General features: G+C 31.9%; 23 protein-coding genes. 9 read left to right on the top strand and 14 right to left on the bottom strand.

Translation table 11 applies throughout. The annotated features are described in order from the left end of the window. Nucleotides 1-3 precede the first annotated feature (3 nt). The 8 genes from ACU4C5_RS14010 to ACU4C5_RS13975 all read right to left on the bottom strand — a co-directional run bounded on the left by ACU4C5_RS14010 (nt 4) and on the right by ACU4C5_RS13975 (nt 7,790). Nucleotides 4-2,403, bottom strand: coding sequence for a TonB-dependent receptor (locus tag ACU4C5_RS14010; RefSeq protein ID WP_446844833.1), 2,400 nt, complete (start codon nt 2,401-2,403; stop codon nt 4-6). A 36-nt stretch (nt 2,404-2,439) separates the two neighbouring features. Next, nucleotides 2,440-2,775 carry a hypothetical protein gene (locus tag ACU4C5_RS14005; protein ID WP_446844832.1) on the bottom strand — a complete coding sequence of 112 codons (336 nt, stop codon included), beginning with the start codon at nt 2,773-2,775 and terminating at the stop codon, nt 2,440-2,442. Continuing rightward, complete coding sequence (locus tag ACU4C5_RS14000) at nt 2,776-3,270, bottom strand: DUF6787 family protein (protein ID WP_446844831.1); 495 nt, start codon at nt 3,268-3,270, stop codon at nt 2,776-2,778. Nucleotides 3,271-3,298: 28 nt separating this feature from the next. Next, on the bottom strand, nt 3,299-3,724 hold the full coding sequence (locus ACU4C5_RS13995) for a DUF6146 family protein (RefSeq protein WP_446844830.1): 426 nt from the start codon (nt 3,722-3,724) through the stop codon (nt 3,299-3,301). A 121-nt stretch (nt 3,725-3,845) separates the two neighbouring features. After that, a complete protein-coding gene (locus ACU4C5_RS13990) occupies nt 3,846-4,484 on the bottom strand; it encodes a DUF937 domain-containing protein (protein WP_446844829.1) in 639 nt (212 codons plus the stop codon). A 97-nt stretch (nt 4,485-4,581) separates the two neighbouring features. Next, the gene (locus tag ACU4C5_RS13985) at nt 4,582-5,544 is read right to left on the bottom strand and encodes a D-2-hydroxyacid dehydrogenase (protein WP_446844828.1); all 963 of its coding nucleotides are present in this window, start codon (nt 5,542-5,544) and stop codon (nt 4,582-4,584) included. Nucleotides 5,545-5,565: 21 nt separating this feature from the next. Then, nucleotides 5,566-6,627: a 3-phosphoserine/phosphohydroxythreonine transaminase gene (serC, locus tag ACU4C5_RS13980; RefSeq protein WP_446844827.1), complete on the bottom strand. Its 1,062-nt coding sequence runs from the start codon at nt 6,625-6,627 to the stop codon at nt 5,566-5,568. A 104-nt stretch (nt 6,628-6,731) separates the two neighbouring features. Next, a complete protein-coding gene (locus ACU4C5_RS13975) occupies nt 6,732-7,790 on the bottom strand; it encodes an acyl-CoA reductase (RefSeq protein ID WP_446844826.1) in 1,059 nt (352 codons plus the stop codon). A 79-nt stretch (nt 7,791-7,869) separates the two neighbouring features. On the opposite strand from ACU4C5_RS13975, the gene ACU4C5_RS13970 reads away from it, so the two are divergent. After that, nucleotides 7,870-8,223, top strand: a complete 354-nt coding sequence (locus ACU4C5_RS13970) for a 4Fe-4S dicluster domain-containing protein (protein ID WP_446844825.1) — start codon at nt 7,870-7,872, stop codon at nt 8,221-8,223. Nucleotides 8,224-8,449: 226 nt separating this feature from the next. After that, a complete protein-coding gene (gene ychF / locus ACU4C5_RS13965; protein ID WP_446844824.1) occupies nt 8,450-9,544 on the top strand; it encodes a redox-regulated ATPase YchF in 1,095 nt (364 codons plus the stop codon). Nucleotides 9,545-9,614: 70 nt separating this feature from the next. On the opposite strand, the gene ACU4C5_RS13960 is transcribed toward ychF, so the two are convergent. Beyond that, on the bottom strand, nt 9,615-10,424 hold the full coding sequence (locus ACU4C5_RS13960) for a haloacid dehalogenase type II (protein ID WP_446844823.1): 810 nt from the start codon (nt 10,422-10,424) through the stop codon (nt 9,615-9,617). 32 nt (nt 10,425-10,456) lie between these two features. Next, complete coding sequence (locus ACU4C5_RS13955; RefSeq protein WP_446844822.1) at nt 10,457-11,053, bottom strand: TetR/AcrR family transcriptional regulator; 597 nt, start codon at nt 11,051-11,053, stop codon at nt 10,457-10,459. A 165-nt stretch (nt 11,054-11,218) separates the two neighbouring features. Between ACU4C5_RS13955 and ACU4C5_RS13950 the strand changes: the two genes are divergently transcribed. Genes ACU4C5_RS13950 through ACU4C5_RS13940 form a run of 3 tightly spaced genes read left to right on the top strand, consistent with a single transcriptional unit; the run spans nt 11,219 to nt 16,147 of the window. Beyond that, nucleotides 11,219-13,075 (top strand): DNA topoisomerase IV subunit B, encoded by a 1,857-nt coding sequence (locus ACU4C5_RS13950; protein WP_446844821.1) that lies wholly within the window; start codon nt 11,219-11,221, stop codon nt 13,073-13,075. Between the two features lies 1 nt (nt 13,076). After that, nucleotides 13,077-13,559 (top strand): hypothetical protein, encoded by a 483-nt coding sequence (locus ACU4C5_RS13945; protein ID WP_446844820.1) that lies wholly within the window; start codon nt 13,077-13,079, stop codon nt 13,557-13,559. Then, the gene (locus tag ACU4C5_RS13940; protein ID WP_446844819.1) at nt 13,559-16,147 is read left to right on the top strand and encodes a DNA gyrase/topoisomerase IV subunit A; all 2,589 of its coding nucleotides are present in this window, start codon (nt 13,559-13,561) and stop codon (nt 16,145-16,147) included. Before ACU4C5_RS13945 ends, ACU4C5_RS13940 begins: the two co-directional genes overlap by 1 nt. Before the next feature lie 187 nt (nt 16,148-16,334). Here the strand turns inward: ACU4C5_RS13940 and ACU4C5_RS13935 are convergent, their stop codons facing one another. After that, entirely contained in the window at nt 16,335-16,721 is a 387-nt protein-coding gene (locus tag ACU4C5_RS13935) for a hypothetical protein (protein ID WP_446844818.1), read from the bottom strand. 36 nt (nt 16,722-16,757) lie between these two features. Next, nucleotides 16,758-17,168, bottom strand: a complete 411-nt coding sequence (locus ACU4C5_RS13930; protein ID WP_446844817.1) for a helix-turn-helix domain-containing protein — start codon at nt 17,166-17,168, stop codon at nt 16,758-16,760. Between the two features lie 303 nt (nt 17,169-17,471). On the opposite strand from ACU4C5_RS13930, the gene ACU4C5_RS13925 reads away from it, so the two are divergent. From ACU4C5_RS13925 to ACU4C5_RS13915, 3 genes are all read left to right on the top strand, one after another. After that, nucleotides 17,472-18,629: a M14 family zinc carboxypeptidase gene (locus ACU4C5_RS13925; protein ID WP_446844816.1), complete on the top strand. Its 1,158-nt coding sequence runs from the start codon at nt 17,472-17,474 to the stop codon at nt 18,627-18,629. 79 nt (nt 18,630-18,708) lie between these two features. Beyond that, nucleotides 18,709-19,188, top strand: a complete 480-nt coding sequence (locus ACU4C5_RS13920; protein ID WP_446844815.1) for an Lrp/AsnC family transcriptional regulator — start codon at nt 18,709-18,711, stop codon at nt 19,186-19,188. Between the two features lie 87 nt (nt 19,189-19,275). Next, nucleotides 19,276-19,791 carry a DinB family protein gene (locus ACU4C5_RS13915; RefSeq protein ID WP_446844814.1) on the top strand — a complete coding sequence of 172 codons (516 nt, stop codon included), beginning with the start codon at nt 19,276-19,278 and terminating at the stop codon, nt 19,789-19,791. Nucleotides 19,792-19,857: 66 nt separating this feature from the next. On the opposite strand, the gene aroB is transcribed toward ACU4C5_RS13915, so the two are convergent. Further along, complete coding sequence (gene aroB / locus ACU4C5_RS13910) at nt 19,858-20,925, bottom strand: 3-dehydroquinate synthase (RefSeq protein ID WP_446844813.1); 1,068 nt, start codon at nt 20,923-20,925, stop codon at nt 19,858-19,860. 91 nt (nt 20,926-21,016) lie between these two features. Here aroB and ACU4C5_RS13905 point away from each other — a divergent pair, with 91 nt between their 5' ends. Further along, nucleotides 21,017-22,189: a proline dehydrogenase family protein gene (locus ACU4C5_RS13905; protein ID WP_446844812.1), complete on the top strand. Its 1,173-nt coding sequence runs from the start codon at nt 21,017-21,019 to the stop codon at nt 22,187-22,189. A 70-nt stretch (nt 22,190-22,259) separates the two neighbouring features. Here the strand turns inward: ACU4C5_RS13905 and ACU4C5_RS13900 are convergent, their stop codons facing one another. Further along, nucleotides 22,260-24,557, bottom strand: coding sequence for a GumC family protein (locus tag ACU4C5_RS13900; protein ID WP_446844811.1), 2,298 nt, complete (start codon nt 24,555-24,557; stop codon nt 22,260-22,262). Between the last annotated feature and the right edge of the window lie 8 nt (nt 24,558-24,565).

The following is a 24,565-nucleotide window of genomic DNA, read 5'->3' as shown; positions in this document are numbered from 1 at the left end:
TAATTAATAATTGAATTTTAGTTGTAACATCATATTTCTCCCTAAGTCATCGGCAAAATATCTTAATCTATTAAGATACTCTCTGTACGAGGTATTAAAAATGTTACTTACGCTTAAACCAATGTTTAAACTTGTGTTTTTTGAGGTTTGTAGCGTTACATCACTCGAAAAATGCATTATATGATACGCCGGTGGAGGTGTACTAATATCTACATTTACATACGAATCTGTTGCTGCTATATAAGTTTCAAAATTATTGTTTGGATATTCATTTTGTTTAAAAACCCATTCGCTTTTTAATTCGGCATTAAAATTTTTCCATTTTGTATTAGTATATGTAATACTATTCATGGTTTTTAAAGCCGGAATATCTATTAGGTCACGATTTTGAGATAAGTCTCTTCCTTTTGTATAAGAGGTTTTATTGGCAAATTTAATGTGGTCATTAATTTTAAGATCTAAACTTAAATCTAAACCTAATAACATGGCATTAGTTTGTTTGTATTCTCCTACCGGAAAAGAGCCTCTTATGGTTTGTTGTACACCTGTTGGCTCGATATAAATAAAATCGTTGATGTTGTTGTAAAACGTTTCGAAATTTACATTTAAAGCTTTCGAGTTATAGGTATATGATACTGAAAAACGGTTTGACTGTTCTTGTTTAATTCGTAAATCACCTAATTCTATTCTTGCAGCAGAGTGGTGTAGTCCATCACTAAATAATTCTGAAGGGTTTGGAGTTCGGTTAGATAAACTATAATTAAATAATACTGAGTTTTCATCATTTATACGGTATGAAATTCCAGCGGAAGCAGATATGTTATTATAAATAAATTTAGGGTTTGTAAGTAATTGTGTTCCTAAATCTTCAATAATAATATCATTAAAATCTACATCATAACCGCGTTCTTCCCATCTACTTGTTTGGTAGAATTTTTTGGCATCAATATTCACATAATCGTATCTTAAAGCTGCATCTACTAATAGGTTATCGTTTAAGCGCCATTCTGAAGTTATAAAAGCTCCAAAACTATACTTTGTATAATCTGGTATTAAACGTTTTATTCCTGTATTAGGGTTTGCAAAATTATCTTGATATTCACCATCAAAACCAACCACAAAAGTTTTATTATCAAACTTATCTATCTTTAAATTTGTACTCAAACGGTGAGTTTGTAAAGTTAAATCTATAGATGCTTTATTTCTGTCATCACCAACTCTAAGGTCGTATTCAAAACGTTGATTATTTTGGTAATCGTACTGCATATTAAGCTTTCCGATACCTTTAAAACGTTTATAAAAACTCACTTTTGCTAAATGATGTGTTACATCTTGTCGCGGTGCATTTATATCGTAACTAAAAGGGTTTGTAACCGTGGGTTGTTGTGAGTTTATAGCATTTACTAAATCTTCTACATTACCAATGTGTGAGGCGCTTAAAATTCCAATATTATTGTTTAAATAACTGTAATAAATGCTAAATCCTTTTTCAAAAGAATTAAAACCTGTATTTACAGAAAACCCTTTAGAGTCTAACCCTGTGTTGGTTAAGTAGTAATCTGGTGCTTTAAAATCGCCATAACGTTTTAAGGTTCCTTGTCCGTTTACGTACCAACCATTTTTATAGGTTTTGGTTAAAGATGTGCTTACACTTCCGCCTCTTCCGTTTGTTTGTCCGCTTAAAATTGTTTTCCCGTATAAGGAGTCTACTTTTTTATAGTTGGGAGGATTTAAAACGACCACACCACCAATTGCATATCCACCATAAGCTAAAGCTCCGGCACCTTTAATTACCGATATACTTCCGGCGGTATTAAGGTCTACATTTGGAGCATGTTCAATTCCCCATTCTTGATCTTGAAGTACTACATTATTAGTAAGAATAATAACTCTGTTACTATGTAAGCCGTTAATTACAGGTTTTACAATTGTATTTCCTGTACTAACTGTTGAGACGCCACTTACTTCTTTTAGGGCGTCACCAAGACTTGCTGAGCTATATTTTTCTAACGTTTTAGATTTTAAAACAGTTTCTTGAGCTGTTTTTGTTTTCTTAATTCCTGTATGTCCTTCAATTTTAATTTCTGATAAAGCTTCAACATGATGTTCTAAATTGATGACTTTTTTGATATCATTTTTAATATCAAGATCAAAAGTTATGGTTTCGCAACTTAAGTGAGCAACGGTTATTGTATAGGTACCGGCACACACATTTTGCATAACAAATTTTCCTTTGTCATCGCTAATAGCGTATTTATTTAGAGTTTCAATATATATTGTTGCTCCTTCAATTTTAGTGCCGTTATGAAAATCATGAACTTCACCAGAAAATGTATAAGAACAGTTTTGACCGCTTGTAATGTTTACAATAAACAAGAAAGCAACCAATAGTGTGTATTTCATTGGGTGTAATTTTAGTATAAAATATTCAGTAAATAATTATACTAGGGCAGGAGGTCCTCGTAAAGAATAAGATAATTGCCAATGACTTTTAAGGTAATTATATGGTGTTGAGGTAGGATTTGAATGTGTTTCTGTTTTAATAAGAATATCAAAATCGTTTGTAAAACTTACAAAAGGGGTGTTGATATTAAACTTATAAAAACTACATTCTAAATCTAAATTATGAATATGTGTTTGGTTTTCACCTAAGCAAATGTCATGTTGATGGTGACTAAATACATGTGTAAATTTTACAGCATAGGGTATTGAAATAGCGGCTACCACTAAAAGGGTTGCTATTTTAAATATAATATGTTGTTTTAGTTTATACACTTAATCTAAGAAACGTTTTAAGCCGAATCGTTTTAACATTTTCTTTTCGAATTCCCAGAAAAATTTAAATTGGCCAAATAGCCAACCAAATGTAACTAATAGTATTTGATAGAAAACGAGCCCAATGATAATATATAAAAACCAATAAAGACCTACATTTAAGTTTTCTTTAGTAATTCCGATAGCCTTAATTATTGGGCGTCCTATAATCATTGAGGATGATCCAGTGAGTGCAAATACAATGAAAATACGAATCATTTCCCATTTTTGTTTTACAATCCATTTGTGTTCTAGCTTCTTAAAACAAAATAGAAAGAAACGAAGTAATACAAAATAGAAAACGAAACTTAGTAAGACTGAAAATAGATTGGGAGCGTTGTTAAAAAATAAACTACTTAGTTTAAGAGATAAGTATAGTAAGGCGATAATTGCTATTGTTGGAAATAGTAGTTGCCAGTTTTTTGTGATTTCCCAACGTTTTTTGAATTTTTCCATAGTTTAAAAACAACATTACAAAGATACTTTAAATTCTAGGAATTGCGCCTGCTAATTTTTGATTATGTGTAATTTGAAAGTACACAAAATAATTATAAAGCTTATAGTTTAATTCGTAACCATAATTAATGCTAGAGTTGTAATCTATTTGCATTTCGTACAAATCTTTGTTGCTAGAAATTAAATTAACACGTTGATTCCATGCGTTTACATAAATCCTGTTTTTTGTTTCTAAATAGGGTTGAGAATAGTAGCCTTCAGGACGCGCTGAACTGTCTAACCAAGTATTAAAACCGGGTTCAATAATAATGATGTCGTACTCTAAATTATCATTTGATATGGTTACAATATCATCTTCATTTTCTATAGCATCTGTATTGGTATTGCTGTTTTGGGTTGCTACACAACTTAATAAGGTTAGTGCAATTAGTAAACTGTATAAAAGAGGTTTCATATGCTTAAAATTTCAATATATAAAATAAAGAATTTATAAAGGAATAGCGGTGTTAAAGTAGAATTTTAACAAAAAAAAATCAAGTTATAACACTTGATTTTTTTTTATAAAAGGGGTTTATTTATTTACCAAATAATCCACCTAAAAGACCTCCAATTCCGCCTTTACTTTTATCTCCACCAAGAACCATTCCTGCTACATCATCAATAACGCTTCCGTCACCATCTGCATCTAAAATTGATTCTAAGAAGCTTTGTTCTTGATCTTGTGAGTTACCAGAAATTAAACCACCTAATAAACCTTCTAATCCTGAAGAACTAGATACACTATCTTGAGAAGCTTTTTTGCTTAACATGCTCATTAATATTGGTGCAGCAACTTTTAATATTTGTGCTACCGAACCAGCATCCATTCCTGATTTTGCTCCTAAAGCGGTTGTAACGTTATCTTGTTTACTACCTAATACATGTCCTAAAATTTTGCTACCATCACTAAGTACATTATCATCTACACCACCACTAAATAACCCTCCAAGGTTGTCTAATAAGCTTCCGTCATGTTTTGAATTTGTGATAGCACTCATTAATCCTTCAGCACCTTCTGGTGTGGCAGCATTACGTTTCATAGCTTGCATTAACACTGGTAATGCCATAGTTAATACATCTTGAGTTTTACTTTCAGATTGTTGTGTTTGTCCTGCAACACCACTAATAAGTGTTTTACCAAGATCGCCGTTTAATAAGTCTAAAATTCCAGACATTTTTATATATGTTTTATAATTAAGAGTCTCAAAATACAAAAAAAAGCTCGTAAGTTTTATACTTACAAGCTTTTAATGTGTTTATTGTTAATAACTTTTATGCAGATTTAGTTTTTAATAAACTAATTATTTGTGATGCTAATTCTGTTCCAATTCTATCTTGCGCTTCGTTAGTTGCTGCACCAATGTGAGGTGTAAGAGAGATTCTTCCGTTCATTAATATTTGTACTGCAGGAGTTGGTTCGCTTTCAAAAGTATCTAAACCAGCAAAAGCAATTTTACCTTTAGTTAATGCGCTTACAAGTTCTACTTCATTAATAACACCACCACGAGCAGCGTTAATAATACCAGTACCGTCTTTCATCATGTCAAATTGTGCTTTTCCAATAATGTAATCGTCTTGTGCTGGTACGTGAAGTGTTACAAAGTCTGCTTCTTTAAGAATGTCTTCCATAGGTTGTGTTTCTATTTCAACATTTATAAACTGACCGTTATAAAATTCAACTTTTATTTCAGCTTTTCCTACAAATTTATCACTTGCAATCACTTTCATACCTACTCCTAAAGCAATTTTGGCAACCTCTCTACCAATACGTCCAAAACCAATAATACCTAATGTTTTTCCTCTTAATTCTACACCATTAGCGTAGTTTTTCTTTAAGGATTTAAATTTTGTATCACCGTCTAATGGCATATTTCTGTTAGAATCGTGTAAAAATCTTACAGCTCCAAATAAATGAGCAAAAACTAATTCGGCAACCGACTGCGATGAGGCTGCAGGTGTATTAATGACGTGAACATCTTTACTACGTGCATATTCTACATCAATATTGTCCATACCAACACCACCACGACCAATAATTTTTAATGATGGGCAAGCGTCAATAATATCTTTTCTTACTTTTGTAGCGCTTCTTACTAATAGTACATCAATAGTGTTTTCGTTGATGTAATTGATAAGTTGTTCTTGTGCAACTGTTGTTGTGATGACTTCAAATCCACCTTGTTCTAAGGCGTCAATACCACTTTGTGAAACTCCGTCGTTAGCTAAAACTTTCATGTTGTTATTATGTTTGTGTTGTTATGCTTTTCGTTCTAATTCGCTCATTACATCTACTAATGTTCCTACACTTTCTAATGGTAGTGCGTTGTACATTGAGGCTCTGTAACCACCAACACTTCTGTGTCCGTTAATACCGCTAACTCCTGCTTCTTTCACCATAGTATCAAACGTTTCTTTTAAATCGTCGTTTGTAAGATTAAAAGTGGCATTCATCATTGAGCGGTCTGCTTTGGCTGCAAATCCTTTAAATAATGGGTTTAAATCTATTTCTGAATAAATTAAGCGTGCTTTTTTCTCGTTTTCTTTTTCAATTGCTGATACTCCACCTAATTTTTTAAGCCATTCTAGTGTTAACATTGAGGTATAAACGGCAAAAACAGGAGGGGTGTTAAACATACTACTTTTATCAATGTGAGTTTTGTAGTTCATCATTGAAGGAATTTTACGAGATACTTTTCCTAAAATATCTTCTTTTATTACTACAAGAGTTGTTCCTGCTGGTCCCATGTTTTTTTGAGCTCCGGCGTATATAAGATCAAATTGAGAATAATCGATAGCACGAGAAAAAATATCACTACTCATATCACATACCATTGGTACGGGTGAGTTAGGGAATGCTTTCATTTGTGTTCCAAAAATGGTGTTATTTGATGTACAATGAAAGTAATCGTAATCTGGTGAGATATCAAATCCTTTAGGAATGTAGTTATAGTTCGCGTCTTTTGATGAGGCTACTTCATAAATATCATCGTAAATTTTCGCTTCTTTTATCGCTTTATCACTCCAGGTTCCTGTGTTTAGGTATCCAGCGCGTTTTTCTAATAAGTTAAGTGCCACCATTAAAAATTGTGTACTTGCACCACCTTGTAAAAACAAAGCTTTATAACCTTTTCCTTCTAATCCTAACAACTCAAGAGCCAATGTTCTTGCGTTTTCCATAACATCAACAAAAGCTTTACTTCTGTGAGAAATTTCTAATAATGATAATCCTTCATCAAAATTTAAAATTGCTTCTGAAGCTTTTTGTGTTACTTCTTCTGGTAAAATGCATGGACCGGCACTAAAATTATGTTTTTTCATGATATGGTTGTGTTGTTTTGTGTTGTTTTGTGTTGTTTATTGAGATATCAACAAAGGTGCTAAATTCTTATAAAAAATTAGTTAATAAATTGATAATTTATAGGCTATAGTTTTATTAAAAATTCAATACTATCTATATTATCTGCATAATCCCAAAGCTTAGGTTGTTGTGTTTCTCCAAAAGCAATTTTTGTAATTTCGGTATTATTGCTAACTACACACTGTATGCGGTCTTTATTATCCGTTAATAATGTGTTTAATTCGTTTTCAGAATCATAATATTCGTAAAATACAGTTGCAATAGGGGAGGCGAAGCTTTTATCTTCTTTAATCATTAAAAATCCGTTTTCTAACATGGCAAATTCGCTCATTAGGTATACGGCTTTATTATAGTCGTAATTATTGGCGTATTTGGCTTCGTTAATAATAGGATTCCAGTGATACATAGCTTGAAAGAAGGCTTGAAAATCATAATCTTTAGGGACTAATAATTTTGAAACATTTCGGCAACCTAATCCGTAGTATCTAAAAATATCTTCAGATAAAGCGGTTAATTCTTCTTCAGTTTCTTTGCCGTTTAAAACAGCTACTGAATTTCTATTATTTCTAATAATTGACGGCTTTCCTTTAAAATAGTATTCAAAATAACGCGCCGTATTATCACTTCCGGTAGCAATTACAGCTTCAAAAGTATCTAATCTTCCTTCTGTAAAAGACATTTTACCTTTAAATTCAGGAGCAACGTGCTCTAAATATTTAGACAAGAAAGGTAATAACTGTTTGTCATTACTAGATTGTTTTACTATAACTTCATGACCAGAGATTAAGACCGATAAGAAATCGTGAAATCCTACTAGCGGAATATTTCCAGCCATAATTATTGCGACTTTTTTAGAAGAAGTAGCATTAAAATTATAAGGTTTTAACCACGTATTGAGGTTGGTTTCTGTTAACGCATCAGCCCATTGGGTTAATGTGAACAATATATTTTTTTTTGTGAACCATCCGTTATGTTCTTGAGCGAGTTTTATTTGATGTTGAAACCCGTCAAAAAATAAATCGTTAAACGGAATATCTTCTTTTTTTGAAATACCTTCGGTAGAAAATTGACTTAAAAATTCTCCTAGTTTTACAAATGCATCAATTCTTTGCTGTAAATTCATTCTGTATTTGGTTATGAATGGTTTTGGCTTTATTTTTGTGCAAAGTTAGAAAAATTAAACTCTGAAATAGAAAAATGCTATGGCAATAATTATCACAGACGAATGTATAAATTGTGGTGCATGCGAACCCGAATGCCCAAATACAGCAATATACGAAGGTGCAGATGATTGGAGGTATAATGATGGAACAAGTTTAAAAGGAAAATTAGTGCTTCCTAATGGTCATGCTGTTGATGCTGATGATGCACAAGAGCCTATAAGTGACGAGATTTATTATATTGTACCCGATAAATGTACTGAATGTAAAGGATTTCATGAAGAACCACAATGTGCGGCAGTTTGCCCAGTAGATTGTTGTGTTCCTGATGACGATCATGTAGAAACAGAAGAAGCGTTACTAGGAAAACAAGCATTTATGCACCCAGATAACTAGATTTTAAATCTTCATATTCAAAACATATTAATCCCAAACAAATTTGTTTGGGATTTTTTACGCCTTTTTTTCTGCTGAAAAATAATAATAAATTGAAACTTTAGGTCGATGACAAAACAATTTGCAATCGGTGTACTTTCTAATCAAGGAAATACTTATCTTTGCACTCGCAAAAACCCATATTAAAGGGTGGCGATTTTTTAAAACCTAATTATCTATAACAAAAATGAAAGCAGGAATTGTAGGATTACCAAACGTAGGAAAATCAACCTTATTCAATTGTTTATCAAATGCAAAAGCGCAAAGTGCGAATTTTCCATTTTGTACTATTGAACCTAATATTGGTGTGGTAAACGTACCAGATTCAAGATTAGAAAAACTTGAAGAATTAGTGGTTCCAGAACGTGTACTTCCTGCAACAGTAGAGATTGTTGATATTGCTGGTTTAGTAAAAGGAGCAAGTAAAGGTGAAGGTTTAGGGAATCAGTTTTTAGCAAATATTCGTGAAACAGATGCTATTTTACATGTATTACGTTGTTTTGATAATGATAATATTATTCATGTTGATGGAAATGTAGACCCTATTAGAGATAAGGAAACTATCGATATGGAATTACAATTGAAGGATTTAGAAACGATCGATAAGAAATTAGAGAAAGTAAAACGTGCTTCAAGAACAGGTAATAAAGAAGCTCAAAAAGAAGAAGCGGTTTTATTAAAAATTAAAGCGGCCTTAGAGGCTGGAACATCTGTAAGAGCTTTAGAGTTTTCTGAAGAAGATTATGCTGAATATGTTAAGCCTTCTCAATTAATTACAGATAAACCAGTAATGTATGTTTGTAATGTAGATGAAGATGCTGCTGCAACAGGAAACAAATATGTTGATTTAGTTAAAGAAGCTGTAAAAGATGAAAATGCTGAAGTTTTAGTATTAGCAGTTGGTACAGAAGCAGATATTAATGAGTTGGATGATTATGAAGAACGTCAAATGTTTTTACAAGACATTGGACTGGAAGAGCCAGGAGCTTCAAAATTAATTCGTTCGGCTTACAAATTATTAAACCTACAAACTTATTTTACTGCAGGTGTAAAAGAAGTAAGAGCTTGGACTATTGATGTTGGTGCATCAGCGCCACAAGCAGCAGGAGTAATTCATACTGATTTTGAAAAAGGTTTTATTAGAGCTGAAGTTATTGGGTATAATGATTATGCAGAATACGGAAGTGAAGCTAAAGTGAAAGAAGCTGGAAAAATGCGTGTAGAAGGTAAAAACTACATTGTTAAAGATGGAGATGTTATGCATTTCTTATTCAACGTATAAAAACGAAATACATATAAATAAAAAAACCAACGCGATAAGCGTTGGTTTTTTTTATACTATAAAATGAAACTTATTTAATAGCCATTAATTGTTTAGCTACTTTAAGTAAATCTGTTTCGTTAATATGTGGAGTAGGCGCTAACGGGTAAACTTGCTGTCCTGGTCTTGCAACAAATGCTGCTTTCCAACCTGCCCATTGTGCACCTGCAACATCCCAACCGTGAGCTGCGACTAATAAACAGTCTTCTGGAGCAATATTCATTTTTCTTGCTGCCCATTGATAGGTATCTGCATGTGGTTTAAATTTCCCGATGTCTTCCACGCTTAAGCGTTCGTCAAATAAATCAATTAAACCAGAGTTTATAAATTGAGTTTCAACACCCTTATTTGATGAATTTGTGAAAGATACTAATTTATAACCGTCAGCTCTAAGTGCTTCTAATGCTTTTCTAACTTCTGGATGCGCAGGTAAAGAACGTATTGGAGTTACGATAGCATCTTTAGCTTCAGCTTCGGTAAGTTCAATGCCATTGTTTCTTCCTACCATACGTAAAGCTGCGGCTCCAATTACTGCAAACCCTTCATATTGATTAGCAACAGTAGATACTAATGAATATTGTAACATTGTTGTAAACCATAATGGAAGTAATTCTGTTCTTCCGTTTAAAGCCTTTCCAACACTTTCTTTCATTGCTGTTAAGTCTAATAATGTTTCATTAACATCAAAAAATAAAACTTTCGGGCGTTTTGTTAAAGCTGGTGCTATTGCTGTTAAGTTTTCTTGATCTGTGGTGTTACTCATCATAATGGTTGGTGTTACTAATGTTGCTATTCCTGTTATTGCTGATTTTTTAATAAAATCTCTTCTGTTATTTTTCATAATATCTGTTGTTACGTACGTTACGGTATGTTTTATAAGTTATCAATAGTTGTCTCAATCGCAATTATATAATGATTAATCGCGTAATCATCTAAATATAAGGTGTTTATTCCTCTAAAACCTTCAAAAGCACTAATAAGATAAAGTGCTATGGACTCGCTATTAGTTGTAGGTTTAAATTGCCCCAAATATTTACCGCGTTCAATCACTGCCGCTAAGGCCGATTTCCATTCTTCAATAATACGTTTTAAGGCACTTTGATAAACAGATTCTTTATTTCCTATTTCATTTATTAAACTATTTGCGGGACAGCCATGTGTTTTTTCAAAATCAGATAAGGTTTTCACCTTATTGATAAACACTGTTTTTAAGAGCACTTTTGGGCTATCATCATTAAATAAAGGTAAAATCATCTGTTTGTAAATACGATCTTTAACAGTTGTTGAAATAATAAGTTCGCCAAGTTCCTTTTTGTTTTTAAAATGGTGGTAAAAAGCACCTTTTGATAATGCTGTTCTATCCATAATTTGATCGATACTAGTGGCTTGAAATCCGTTTTCAAAAAAAGATTCGAAAGCACTTTTTAGAATGATATCTCTGGTGTGTTCAGATTTTAATTTCTGCTTCATATACAAATAAAGCAAAATAAAACATTTATATAGGAATGTTTTGTGTTAAATTAAATTAATTCTCTACTTATTTTAGGTGATTGTTAATTACTTTGTAACTTAGTATTTCATATTTTAATGCTATGTATTATCTTAGCAACTTACTCAATAAAATCGTTACATTTTATGTCTCAAGAAACCGACTATACCGAAGATAATATACGCTCCCTCGACTGGAAAGAACACATCCGTATGCGTCCTGGAATGTATATTGGGAAGCTTGGTGATGGGTCATCTCCCGACGATGGAATTTATATTTTACTAAAAGAAGTGCTCGATAACTCTATTGATGAGTATGTTATGGGTGCGGGTAAAATTATTGAGATTTCTATTCAAGGAAGTAAAGTGATTGTAAGAGATTACGGTCGTGGTATCCCTTTAGGTAAAGTTGTTGATGTGGTTTCAAAAATGAATACCGGTGGGAAGTACGATTCTCGTGCCTTTAAAAAATCGGTAGGACTAAATGGAGTTGGTACAAAAGCAGTAAATGCATTATCTTCTTATTTTAGAGTAGAATCTACAAGAGATGGAAGATCTGCTTCTGCAGAATTTGGACAAGGAAATCTTACCAACGAAGATTTATTAGATGATACATCTCGTAGAAAAGGAACTAAAGTATCTTTTGTTCCAGATGAAATCATCTTTAAAAACTATAAGTATCGTAATGAGTATGTAGCAAAAATGCTTAAAAATTACGTGTACTTAAATCCAGGATTAACCATTGTTTTTAATGGTGAAAAATATTACAGTGAAAATGGATTGAAAGATTTATTAGCTGAAAATATTAAGGAAGAAGATTTAGCTTACCCAATTATTCATCTTAAAGGTGATGATATTGAAGTAGCTTTAACTCATAGTAAAACTCAATACAGCGAAGAATATCACTCGTTTGTTAATGGGCAAAACACCACTCAAGGTGGAACACACTTATCTGCATTTAGAGAAGCATTAGTAAAAACTATACGCGAATTTTATGGTAAAAACTACGAAGCATCAGATGTTAGAAAATCTGTAGTTTCGGCTATTTCTATAAAAGTAATGGAACCTGTTTTTGAGAGTCAAACAAAAACCAAATTAGGTTCAACCGATATGGGAGGCGACTTACCAACGGTAAGAACTTATATTAATGACTTCTTAAAAAAATATTTAGATAATTATTTACATAAGAACACAGATACGGCTGAGAAAATTCAACGTAAAATTTTACAAGCAGAACGTGAACGTAAAGAATTATCCGGAATTAGAAAATTAGCTAAAGACAGAGCTAAAAAATCTAATCTTCACAATAAAAAATTAAGAGATTGTCGTGTGCATTTTGGTGATGCTAAAAACGGAAGAAACCTAGAAACTACCTTGTTTATTACCGAGGGAGATTCTGCTTCTGGGAGTATTACAAAATCACGTGATGTAAACACACAAGCGGTATTCAGTTTAAAAGGAAAACCTTTAAATTGCTACGGACTGAGTAAAAAAATAGTTTACGAAAACGAAGAATTTAACCTCCTTCAAGCCGCATTAAATATTGAAGAATCTTTAGAAGATTTACGTTATAATAATGTAGTAATCGCTACCGATGCCGATGTGGATGGAATGCATATTAGATTATTGTTAATTACATTCTTTTTGCAGTTTTTCCCTGAAGTAATTAAAGAAGGGCATTTGTATATTTTGCAAACACCGCTTTTTAGAGTTCGAAATAAAAAAGAAACTATTTATTGTTATTCGGAAGAAGAGCGACGAAATGCTGTTGAAAAATTAAAACCAAAACCAGAAATTACTCGATTTAAAGGTTTAGGTGAAATTTCTCCAGATGAGTTTGTGCATTTTATAGGTGAAAATATTCGTTTAGATCCTGTAATGTTAGATAAAGATATGTCTGTTGAAGAGTTATTATCATTTTACATGGGAAAAAACACACCAACACGACAAGAGTTTATTATAAAGAATTTAAAAGTAGAATTGGATATTGTAGAAGACATGTAGAATGAGAACAAATAATATAGAAGTAACAAACACTATAATATCTGTCTATTTCATACTAATTGTCTTAGCTATATTAAGTGCAACTGTATTTAATGCTTTTAGCGAAGTTACAAGTAATCCTTTTTTAATCTCAGGAATAATAATAGTAGCATTTATTATTTTATTTGTTTTAGTATATATTATTTCTAAATTTTTTGAATACGATAGTGATGGTGTAAAAGTTGTCATACTACACAGAGGTTTGTTACTTTCTGAATATGTAAATTATCGAGAATATAAAGTAGAATTTGATAAAGAGCAATTAGTAGCATTTGAATTTACAAACCTTTTAATATATAAACGATTAACAATATATGTTAAAGGACGGAATAGTTCGAAACAAAAAAAACATAGTTTTAATATTTCGTTGGTTTCTAAAAAAAAGCAACGTTATATAAAACAATCTTTGAGTAAAATGATTAAAAATAACCGAAATAATAGTTAATGAGCGAAGACAACGACAATTTGTTAAACGAACATGAAGATAGCAGTCAGGAAACTATTACACGAGTTACTGGCATGTTTAAAGATTGGTTTCTAGATTACGCTTCTTATGTAATTTTAGAACGTGCAGTTCCTGCAATTGAAGACGGTTTTAAACCTGTGCAACGACGTATCATGCATTCTATGAAAGATTTAGATGATGGTCGTTACAATAAAGTAGCAAATATTGTTGGGCATACCATGCAGTATCATCCTCACGGAGATGCCAGTATTGCTGATGCTATGGTACAAATTGGTCAAAAAGATTTGTTAATTGACACACAAGGAAACTGGGGTAATATTTTAACAGGAGATAGCGCAGCTGCTTCTCGTTATATTGAAGCCCGAATTTCAAAATTTGGTTTAGATGTGGTTTTTAATCCAAAAATCACAGAATGGCAATCTAGTTATGATGGCCGTCGTAAAGAACCTGTTAATTTACCTGTAATGTTTCCGTTGCTTTTAGCGCAAGGTGGAGAAGGAATTGCAGTAGGATTATCTACCAAAATTTTACCTCATAATTTTATTGAACTTATTGATGCTTCAGTAAAACACTTAAACGGAAAACGATTTACAATATATCCAGATTTTCCAACATCAGGAATAGCAGATGTTTCTAATTATAATGACGGATTAAGAGGAGGGAAAGTACGCGTACGTGCAAAAATTTCTCAACTCGATAAAAATACTTTGGTAATTACCGAGATTCCTTTCGGAACTAATACATCATCATTAATTGATTCAGTCTTAAAAGCCAACGATAAAGGTAAAATTAAGATTAAAAAAATTGAAGATAACACAGCTGCTAATGTAGAAATATTAGTGCATTTACCTGCCGGAATTTCTCCAGACAAAACCATTGATGCTTTATACGCATTTACAAATTGCGAAAGTTCAATTTCTCCTTTAGGTTGTGTAATTGAAGATAATAAACCGCTATTTGTAGGAGTTACCGAAATGCTAAGACGAAGTACAGATAATACCGTACAACTTCTTAAGCAAGAATTAGAAATTAAATTAAGTGAATTTGAAGAACAATGGCACTTTGCATCTTTAGAACGAATTTTTATTGAAAATAGAATTTATCGTGATATTGAAGAAGAGGAAACTTGGGATGGTGTTATTGCTGCAATTGATCGCGGACTTCAGCCACATATAAAACATTTAAAACGAGCAATAACTGTTGAAGATATTACACGTTTAACAGAAATACGAATTAAACGTATCTCAAAATTTGATATTGATAAAGCACAACAAAAAATTGATGCACTTGAAGATCAAATTGCAGAAGTGAAACATCATTTGGCAAATCTTATCGTTTATGCGATTGCATACTTTGAACGTCTTAAAAAAGAATATGGAGAAGGACGCGAGCGTAAAACAGAAATTAGAATTTTTGATGATGTTGATGCTACAAAAGTAATTATCCGTAATACAAAACTATACGTTAATAGAGAAGAAGGTTTTGTTGGTACAGCTTTAAAACGCGACGAATATGTTTGCGATTGTAGTGATATTGATGATATTATTGTATTTACCAAAGAGGGTAAAATGATGGTTACAAAAGTAGATAGCAAAACATTTGTAGGAAAAGATATTATTCACGTTGCCGTCTTTAAGAAAAAAGATAAACGCACCATATATAATATGATGTATCGCGACGCAAGATCCGGACCAACTTATGTAAAACGATTTGCAGTAACCTCAATAACTAGAGATAGAGAATACGATTTAACTAACGGAAGTAAAAATTCTGTAATGTGGTATTTTTCAGCAAATCCAAACGGAGAAGCAGAGGTTGTAACTGTGTTATTAAGACAGGTAGGGAGTATTAAGAAATTAAAGTGGGATATTGATTTTGCTGAAATCTTAATTAAAGGACGCGCTTCAAAAGGAAACTTAGTTACTAAATATCCTATTAAGCGTATTGATTTAAAAGAAAAAGGAGTCTCTACATTAAAGCCGCGTAAAATTTGGTTTGATGATACTGTAAAAAGATTAAATGTAGATGGTAGAGGTGATCTTGTAGGGGAGTTTAAAGGAGAAGACCGTATTTTAATTATCACACAATCTGGAATTATAAAAACAATAGTTCCAGAAATGACTGCGCATTTTGATGCCGATATGATTGTGATGGAAAAATGGATTCCAAACAAACCTATTTCTGCTATTTATTACAATGGTGAAAAAGAACTCTATTATGTAAAACGATTTTTAGTTGAAACCGAAGGTCGTGAAGATGTCTTTATCTCGGAACATCCAGCATCTCAATTAGAAGTAGTCTCTACAGATTGGAGACCTATGGTTGAACTTGAATTTACAAAAGAACGAGGAAAAGATCGTAAGAATAATTTAGAAGTTAATTTAGAAGAATTTATCTCTATTAAAGGAATTTCGGCACTTGGTAATCAGCTAACGCGAGATAAGGTTAAGCAAGTAAATATACTGGAGTCGTTACCTTATGAGGTAGAAGAAAATACAGTTGAAACTTCAGTAGATTCTGAAGATGGATCTGATGATGACGATGATTCTCAGACTGCTTTATTTTAGATATTGTAGTTGTTAATAATAAATAAAAAGCCGCTTAACATTTTATGTGTTAAGCGGCTTTTTTGATTTATAAAGCGATTTTAGAGCGAAAAATAGAGGTAAATCTAATTGTGTATACGAAAACTTTAAAATGCGCTTATTTGCACTTTAATAAGAGCTGTTTTTTTGTGTAGAAAAAAACTGAAGCTTATTTAATTTTTTTAGCAGTACCTTTTATAGTATTGTTTTTTTTACTCATTTTTTTAACAGCTAATTTATATTCAAAAGTATAAGTGCTATCTGTAGTTGATAATATTTTAAAATGAATAGCATCTTCTTCCGATTTGCTTTTTGGATGTTTTGCTTTCTGAATAAATTCACAATCGTTAATCCATCTTATAGACGCGGTGTCAATTTTATTTTCAAAATAATCAATATTGTATTTTTCGGTTCTTACAAAAGTTCCAGTTTTTTCAATACCGTCAATTGTGTAATTAAATTCAAAAGTTCCAGTTTTAAAATCTGAACAATTTCTTTCTGGAGAATAGCAAGATGTAAAAAATGCTAAAACGAAAATAGGTAGTATAAATTTCATGTGTATAATTTGAAGTTACAAATTTACTAAAACAAATTATTCTTTCTTGAAATCTTTGAATGTTCCGTCGGTATAAAAAATTACAATCTTATCAATTGTTTTTTCTTTGGAAGAAAAAGTTTTAAAAATTTCACTTTCAGTTTTCACTTCTGGCTTAGTCTCTTTTTCAATTTTTACAACAGGTGTTTTTTCGGGAGTTAAAATTTTTGCTGTTTTTTCTTGAGCAGGAAAATTTCCTTTTCCATTCATTAACCAGTACAATTCTACTTCAGGGAAGGAGGTGAGTATCTTCAAAACAAAGTCTAAACTTGGCTTATTTCTACCTGATAATATGTGTGAAATACTAGAGCGTTGTACACCTATTTTTTCAGCAAAAGAAGAGGCCGATTCCCCGTAGTAATCAATCACTTTTTGTAAACGTTTTGTAAAATCAGCGTTGTTTATCATTGTAAACTGTTTTAATATAATTTAAGTGTTACAAATGTAAAACATTTAATCAACATAAAGTATAATTATATCAAAAATCAGAAAATAGAGTAAACTAAAGCTTTAAGTAATGTTACTTATAGGACTGAATTATAGGGCTTTATTTTGCTTTAATCATGTTGTTGGTTTTATAAACTCCTTTTGTAGCAGTATTTAATAAATACGTGCGCTGTTATGGTTACTTTTGTAAACAACATTTGTAAACAAGCTAGTTTACAAATGTAAAACATCAATTGTTTACCTTTGTAACATAAAGAATAAGAGATGTTAATAGATGCTTTAAATAAATTGTTTGCTGCTCACAAAGAAGTGGCACTTTCTCATAGGTATATCAATAACGAAATGATAGCTCCGCTTTTAGATAAATTACCTGAAATTTTTGATGTAGAAATTATTGGAAAATCTGTAAACGGCTTGCCAATTCATGCAATAAATTTAGGGAATGGGCCTAAAAAAATATTCATGTGGTCGCAAATGCACGGTAATGAATCAACAACTACTAAGGCTGTTTTTGATATTTTAAATACTTTTATTGCTCACGATTTATGGTCTGAAGTAATATTAAAATCATGTACAATTAAAATTATTCCTATTTTAAATCCAGATGGAGCTGAAGTTTACACGCGAATAAATGCAAATAAAGTAGACTTAAATAGAGATGCAGTTGATCTTTCTCAGCCAGAAAGTGTGGTGTTGCGAAATGTGTTTAATGATTTTAAACCTAATTTTTGTTTCAATTTACATGGACAGCGTACTATATTTAGTGCAGGTAAAACTGATAATATTGCTACGGTTTCTTTCTTGTCACCTGCTGAAGATGTTGCATGTGTAGTTACTGAAACACGTAAAAAAGCAATGGAGGTTATAGCGGTAATGAATGCTCATTTGCAGACTAAAATCCCTAATCAGGTAGGTGTTTATGACGATAGTTTTAATAAAAATTGCGTAGGGGATATGTTTCAAACATTGCAAGTGCCTACAATTTTGTTTGAAGCAGGACATTATAAAGACGATTATGCGCGTGAAAAAACACGTCAATACATGTATGAATCTATAATGGTAGGGCTTCATAAAATAGCAACGTCAAAATGTGATGGTTCTGAGTATGTACCATACAATGATATTCCAGAAAACGGCAAATTGTTTTACGATATAATTATCAGAGATGCTATTGTGCTTGTTGAGTGTAAAGAAGTTGTTAGAGATATTGCTATACTATATAAGGAAGTTTTAGTTGAAGGGAAGATCGAGTTTTTTCCAAAAATTACAAAATTCTCAAATTTAGATGGTTTTTTTGGTCATAAAGAGATTAACGCTAATGGTTATAAGGTGTTAGGTGTTAATGGGTGTGCTTTAGAAATAGGTAGCGAAAACGATTTCGTATCTATAAATAATGAATTATATTCATTAAAATTAACATAAACTTAATTTTCGATGCAGATAATTCAATAAATTTGTATTATTTTTGTTTATTATTTAAAAAATCAAAGAATCACGACGAATGGCGAAGTTTAAATTAGACGAAATAGATCACCAAATTCTAGATATGTTAATTGATAACACTAGAATCCCTTTTACAGATATAGCAAAAAAATTAGTTATTTCTGCAGGAACAGTACATGTAAGAGTTAAGAAAATGGAAGAGGCTGGAATAATTAAAGGGTCTTCTTTAACATTAGATTATAAGAAGTTAGGTTATTCATTTATAGCTTATGTAGGGGTGTTTTTACAAAATACATCTCAAACTAAATTTGTTTTAGCACGTATTAATGAGATTCCATTTGTAACTGTAGCACACATTACAACTGGAAAATTTAATATTTTCTGTAAAATTAGAGCTAAAAACACGGATCATGCTAAGAATGTAATTTTTAAATTAGATGATATAGATGGTGTTTATAGAACTGAAACGATGATTTCGTTAGAAGAAAGTTTAAATGATAAGAAACGTTTAATGCATACTATCTTTAATGATATGTAAACTGATTATTATATTTATATCAACCCTTTATTGCGCTGCAGTAAAGGGTTTTTTTTGTACTTTTAATATTCAGAAATAAATAAAAACATGACCGTACATCAATTAGAAGAAAACGAGTATAATGGCTATTTTGAAACTTATATCAATTGCGTTGAAGGGCACGACCTAAATAAAGGATTAGTGTTGAATGGGGAGGCTTTAGTTGCTTTTTTTAAATCTATTCCAGAAGATAAGTGTGATTATAAATATGCGGAAGGTAAGTGGACAATAAAAGAGGTGTTACTCCATATTATTGATACCGAGCGTATTTTTGCATATCGAGCATTGCGTATAGCGCGACAAGATAAAACACCTTTAGTAGGGTTTGAGCAAGACGAATATGTGGCGCATTATAATTGTTTAAAAAGAACAATGCGATCTTTAATTGATGAGTATATGGCGGTACGGAAAGCTACCGTAACGTTATTTGAAAGTTTTAATGATGTAGCTTTAAAAAGCATGGGGGTTGCTAGTAGTCATCCTATTTCGGTACGTGCTATTGGTTTTATTATAGTTGGTCATGAAAACCATCATATAAAGATTATTAAAGAGCGTTACCTTTAAAGTAGAGAAAAAAGAAGGTAGATTTTTGGTGAAATTCACTTAAAATCTGCCTTCTTTTTAGTTGTTTTATAGATTGTAGTAAGCAAAAGCTTCAAGAATAAGCTTGTTATCAACAATACAGTTAGTTTTAGGTTGTCCTATGGTTTCAAGAAGTACAAAGTTTATATTTCCGTGTTCGTTTTTCTTGTCGTATTTAAGAAGTTCAATGATAGCTTCATGATCAGATGCTAATATATCTACGTGTTTAAATGTATTCATGATCACTGTTTTTATCATTTCTAAGTCATCTTTAGGGAAATTTAATAATTCCGAAGAAATATAAGTCGCCAAAATCATTCCTATAGCAATAGCTTCACCGTGTAAAAGGTCTTCCTTTTTAGGAGAGCTTAAAAAATAAGATTCAATAGCGTGTCCTAGTGTGTGACCATAGTTTAGAGATTTTCTAATATTGTTTTCAAAAGGATCTTTCTCAACAATATCTTTCTTTATAATTACCGATTCGTAAATTAATTGATCTAAATCTTCTAGGGTTAATTGAGATAAATCAGTCATTTTGTCCCAGTATTTACGATCGTAAATTAAACCGTGTTTTAACATTTCTGCTAACCCAGATTTTAGTTGATTCTGAGGTAAAGTGTCTAAGAATTCAGTGTCAATAAGCACCATTTCTCCTGCACTGATTACACCTACTTGATTTTTTAAAACACCTAAGTCTACACCGTTTTTTCCTCCTACTGAGGCGTCTACCATTGCGAGTAGTGAGGTAGGGATGTTTATATATTTAATACCGCGCTTAAAAGTACAGGCAACAAACCCTCCTAAATCGGTAACAACACCACCTCCAAGGTTTAATAGTAAGCTTTTTCGGTCTGCACCAAGTTCAGAAAGTGATTCCCAAACGCCTACGCAGGTTTCAATAGTTTTGTGATGTTCACCGGCTTCAATCTCAATAATTTCAATATCAACAGTGGTTTCTAACTTCGGAATAAAGTGTGATAAGCAGTAGTTATGTGTATTAGTATCAATTAAAATAAAAATTTTGGAAAACTGCTCAGTGTTTAAATAGGTGTTAAGTTGCGTGTAACAGTTTGAATTAAAGTGGACTGTATAAGTATCGGTAGTGATGGATTTCATTTGTAATTATGTTTTTTCGAGATTGTGAAATTAAGTAGATTTTACTGAATTATTAAAACATGAATAAATATATTTGCTTTATTTTTTTACAATGACGACAAATAATTTTTTTGATAATACAGAAGTTGCTTTTCAGTTAAAAAGCAATAGAGAGCTTAAAAGAGCTTATTTTTTATTTAAAATGATCTCTCATCAATCTTTGGTTAAGATTGGTACGGCCGCAACTCATTTTGCGTTAAAAATGCATTTGCCTGTTGAAGGATTGATTAGAGCTACGGTTTTTGATCACTTTTGCGGTGGTGTTAACGAGGATGATTGTTTGGGGGTAATTGATGATATGCATAGCAAAGGCGTGTGTTCTGTTTTAGATTTTTCTGTTGAAGGAAAAGAAATAGAGTCGCATTTTGATGATGCTATGGAGAAAACACTCAAACTTATTCGCTTTGGAGATGAAAAAGAAGCAATGCCAATTGTGGTTTTTAAACCTACAGGTTTTGGACGTTTTCATTTGTATCAGAAAAAAGGAGAAGGTAAGGCGTTTACTGCTATTGAAACTGAAGAATGGAATCGTGTTGTGGCGCGTTTTCATAAGGTTTGTGAGCTAGCGAAAGCAAAAGATGTTGAGATTTTAATTGATGGTGAAGAGAGCTGGATGCAAGATGCTGCTGATGATTTGGTAGAGGAGATGATGCGTACTTATAACACCGGAAAAACAATTGTTTATAATACACTACAAACGTATCGTTGGGATAGATTAGCGTATTTAAAAGGATTGCATGAGCGCGCAAAAGCTGGTGATTTTACAATAGGTGTTAAAATTGTTCGTGGCGCATACATGGAAAAAGAGCGTGATCGTGCTGAAGAAAAAGGTTACGAGTCTCCAATTTGTGAAAATAAAGCTGCTACAGATGCTAATTTTGATGAAACCTTAGCGTATATCTTAAATAATTTAAATAAAATATCTCTGTTTATAGGAACTCATAATGAGCTGAGTTGCTATTTAGCGATGGATTTAATGAAGCAATTAAAAGTTGCTAAAAATGATAATAATGTTTGGTTTGGTCAGTTATACGGTATGAGTGATCATATTAGTTTTAACTTAGCTGCTTTAGGGTATAACGTTGCTAAATATGTGCCTTTTGGACCCGTTAAAGATGTGATGCCTTATCTTATACGTCGCGCTGAAGAGAATACATCGGTTGCAGGACAAACTAGTAGGGAGCTTAATTTACTGAAACAAGAAAAAGCTAGACGAAAATTATAAACACAAAAAAACTCCGATTTTAAATCGGAGTTTTTTTATGCCATTATTTTAATAATCACTTTAATTACCACTATTTTTTTGTTTTTGGCTCGCTACCGTAACCATAACCGTAACCTTTTTTTGTGATTGTGCCATTTAATAAGGATGTCATGTTTGGGAGACGTTGCTCTTCGTGTAGTGTTTGTGCGATATGTAACTGGCGTTTATCAATTTTATTAGCGCTAATAACGTAAATAAAAAGATCAGCAAAATCACTAATTAATAGCGTATCTGTTACTAAACCAACCGCAGCAGTATCTACTATAATATAATCATAGGTGTTTTTTACATGGTCAAAAAGTGTTTTCACGCGCTCACTCATAAGTAATTCTGCAGGATTAGGAGGGATTGTTCCAGATTGAATAACGCTTAAATTGGTATTGTCTTCGTGTTGATTAATGATGCTTTCAATAGTTAATTCAGGATTAGAAATATAATCAGTAAGACCAAGGTTTTGTTTTGTGTTTAGATAGGTGTTTACTTTAGGGACACGAATATCAGTTTCAATAAGAAGTGTTTTTTTTCCTGAAAACGAAAATGAACTCGCTAGATTTACAGAGGTGTGGGATTTTCCTTCCTGAGCAATCGTAGATGTAATAAATATGGTTTTACATGCGCTTTTGTGACTTTTTAACATGAAATCGATATTAGAACGTATAATCCTGAAAGCTTCTGCTTTTGGGCTGTAATCTACTTGCTTTACGAGTTTGCTTTTGGTGTTTGCTTTTGGAATATCGCCAAGAAAAGGAATGTTTAAAACAGCTAAAACATCGGCTTTTGTTCTGATTTTTGTATCTAATAAATTTAGAATGTAAATGAGTGTTAGTGGAATTAGTATCCCAAAAACTAAAGCGGCTAGAAATAAAATTGATTTTTGAGGCCATACAGGTGATGAGTTGGAGTAGGCGGGGTCAATAATAATGGCGTTTGGGTTTTTTATGCCATGGGTAATTGCGGATTCTTCTCTTTTTTCTAATAAGTATAAGTATAGGGATTCTTTGATGCTTTGTTGGCGTTGGATGTCTCTAAATTGGCGTTCTTTTTTTGGTGCCGAATAGATTTGAGAAGAGATTCGGTTATCTTCTCTTTTTAAGGCGTTTAATCTAATTTGACTAGAAGATTTCGCATTACTTAATGATTGATTAATAGATTGTTTTAAGCTTTCTATTTGAGTATTTAGGTTTTCAACGACAGGGTTTTTATTACTAGAGGCTTTAAGTAGTCTGTTTCGTTGAATGACTAAATTATTATGTTGTTGGGTGAGTTCATTTATGGAGTTGTCTTCAAAAGATAAATTAGCCGGAATTAAGTCGCTGCTATTGGAGTTGTCTTTAAGATAGTCGCTCATGTAGTCTACAAGTTTCAATTGTGTAGCTGTAGTAACTTGTTGTGATTCGATATCTCTTTCACTTTGAAGAAAAATACTAGATTGTGAAGCTAAATCGGTGAGTTTATTATCTTTTTTAACGTTTTCTGCAGTTAAATCTACTTGAGAAAGTTCGTCTGCAATAACTTGTAGTCGGTTGTTTATAAAATCGGAAGTTAAATCAACAACTTGTTTTTTGTTTTCAATAACATAATCATTGTATTCTTTAATAAGCGTGTTAACGATGTCTTCTCCTTTTTCTTTTATAGTCTCATCAATACTTATAATAACAACACTTGAGTTTTCTCCTGCGGGAGCAATTTTTAGTTTTTGGGCATATTGATTTGTAGTGTTTTCAAGGCTGGAAATTTCAACCATAATATCTTTTCCTACGCTCATTTCTGGCTGACTAAAATTAGGTGTAATTATAAGGTCGCCAATAGGGGTGGGAATTTTATCACCAAAGTTTAAAAGTGTATTTTCGCCTTGGAAAGTGAATTGATTTTTAGAAATTACATGCAGTGTTATTGTGGTATCTGTGTGATGTAAAATTGAATCTTCATCTAAGAAATTTACTGTAATTGGTGGGTTTTTGTAAAGTTCTAGAGATTTTATATTTCCTTTAATTAAATATTTAACATTAAGGTTTAAACTATTTACAAACGAGCTAGTTATGGATTTGCTTTTGAGTACTTCAATTTCATCATAAACGCTGTTGAAGTCTTTTTTAAATAACCCATAATCATTAATCGTATTTACTTCGCTAAGGATGCTATTTTTGCTGTCATCTCCATTTGCAATTTTAATACTTGCTTTTATATTGTATAAATTTGTACTATATCTGAGGTATATAAAAACGCACGAAAAACAGATAAATAAGCTTATAATAAACCAATGAATTTTTCTAAAATAAGTTTCAATAAGCGCGATAAAAGTGTCTTTTTCAGATGAAGGATTAGTCATTGTTTGGG

Source organism: Lacinutrix undariae (genome assembly GCF_052934785.1).
This window is presented reverse-complemented; position numbering and strand designations above follow the sequence as displayed.

Bases quoted from the DNA above. Each gene is read 5' to 3' on its own strand.
- ACU4C5_RS14010 (WP_446844833.1), bottom strand. From the start codon at position 2,403: ATGAAATACACACTATTGGTTGCTTTCTTGTTTATTGTAAACATTACA.
- ACU4C5_RS14000 (WP_446844831.1), bottom strand. From the start codon at position 3,270: ATGGAAAAATTCAAAAAACGTTGGGAAATCACAAAAAACTGGCAACTA.
- ACU4C5_RS13995 (WP_446844830.1), bottom strand. From the start codon at position 3,724: ATGAAACCTCTTTTATACAGTTTACTAATTGCACTAACCTTATTAAGT.
- ACU4C5_RS13990 (WP_446844829.1), bottom strand. From the start codon at position 4,484: ATGTCTGGAATTTTAGACTTATTAAACGGCGATCTTGGTAAAACACTT.
- ACU4C5_RS13985 (WP_446844828.1), bottom strand. From the start codon at position 5,544: ATGAAAGTTTTAGCTAACGACGGAGTTTCACAAAGTGGTATTGACGCC.
- serC (WP_446844827.1), bottom strand. From the start codon at position 6,627: ATGAAAAAACATAATTTTAGTGCCGGTCCATGCATTTTACCAGAAGAA.
- ACU4C5_RS13975 (WP_446844826.1), bottom strand. From the start codon at position 7,790: ATGAATTTACAGCAAAGAATTGATGCATTTGTAAAACTAGGAGAATTT.
- ACU4C5_RS13970 (WP_446844825.1), top strand. From the start codon at position 7,870: ATGGCAATAATTATCACAGACGAATGTATAAATTGTGGTGCATGCGAA.
- ychF (WP_446844824.1), top strand. From the start codon at position 8,450: ATGAAAGCAGGAATTGTAGGATTACCAAACGTAGGAAAATCAACCTTA.
- ACU4C5_RS13960 (WP_446844823.1), bottom strand. From the start codon at position 10,424: ATGAAAAATAACAGAAGAGATTTTATTAAAAAATCAGCAATAACAGGA.
- ACU4C5_RS13955 (WP_446844822.1), bottom strand. From the start codon at position 11,053: ATGAAGCAGAAATTAAAATCTGAACACACCAGAGATATCATTCTAAAA.
- ACU4C5_RS13950 (WP_446844821.1), top strand. From the start codon at position 11,219: ATGTCTCAAGAAACCGACTATACCGAAGATAATATACGCTCCCTCGAC.
- ACU4C5_RS13945 (WP_446844820.1), top strand. From the start codon at position 13,077: ATGAGAACAAATAATATAGAAGTAACAAACACTATAATATCTGTCTAT.
- ACU4C5_RS13940 (WP_446844819.1), top strand. From the start codon at position 13,559: ATGAGCGAAGACAACGACAATTTGTTAAACGAACATGAAGATAGCAGT.
- ACU4C5_RS13935 (WP_446844818.1), bottom strand. From the start codon at position 16,721: ATGAAATTTATACTACCTATTTTCGTTTTAGCATTTTTTACATCTTGC.
- ACU4C5_RS13930 (WP_446844817.1), bottom strand. From the start codon at position 17,168: ATGATAAACAACGCTGATTTTACAAAACGTTTACAAAAAGTGATTGAT.
- ACU4C5_RS13925 (WP_446844816.1), top strand. From the start codon at position 17,472: ATGTTAATAGATGCTTTAAATAAATTGTTTGCTGCTCACAAAGAAGTG.
- ACU4C5_RS13920 (WP_446844815.1), top strand. From the start codon at position 18,709: ATGGCGAAGTTTAAATTAGACGAAATAGATCACCAAATTCTAGATATG.
- ACU4C5_RS13915 (WP_446844814.1), top strand. From the start codon at position 19,276: ATGACCGTACATCAATTAGAAGAAAACGAGTATAATGGCTATTTTGAA.
- aroB (WP_446844813.1), bottom strand. From the start codon at position 20,925: ATGAAATCCATCACTACCGATACTTATACAGTCCACTTTAATTCAAAC.
- ACU4C5_RS13905 (WP_446844812.1), top strand. From the start codon at position 21,017: ATGACGACAAATAATTTTTTTGATAATACAGAAGTTGCTTTTCAGTTA.
- ACU4C5_RS13900 (WP_446844811.1), bottom strand. From the start codon at position 24,557: ATGACTAATCCTTCATCTGAAAAAGACACTTTTATCGCGCTTATTGAA.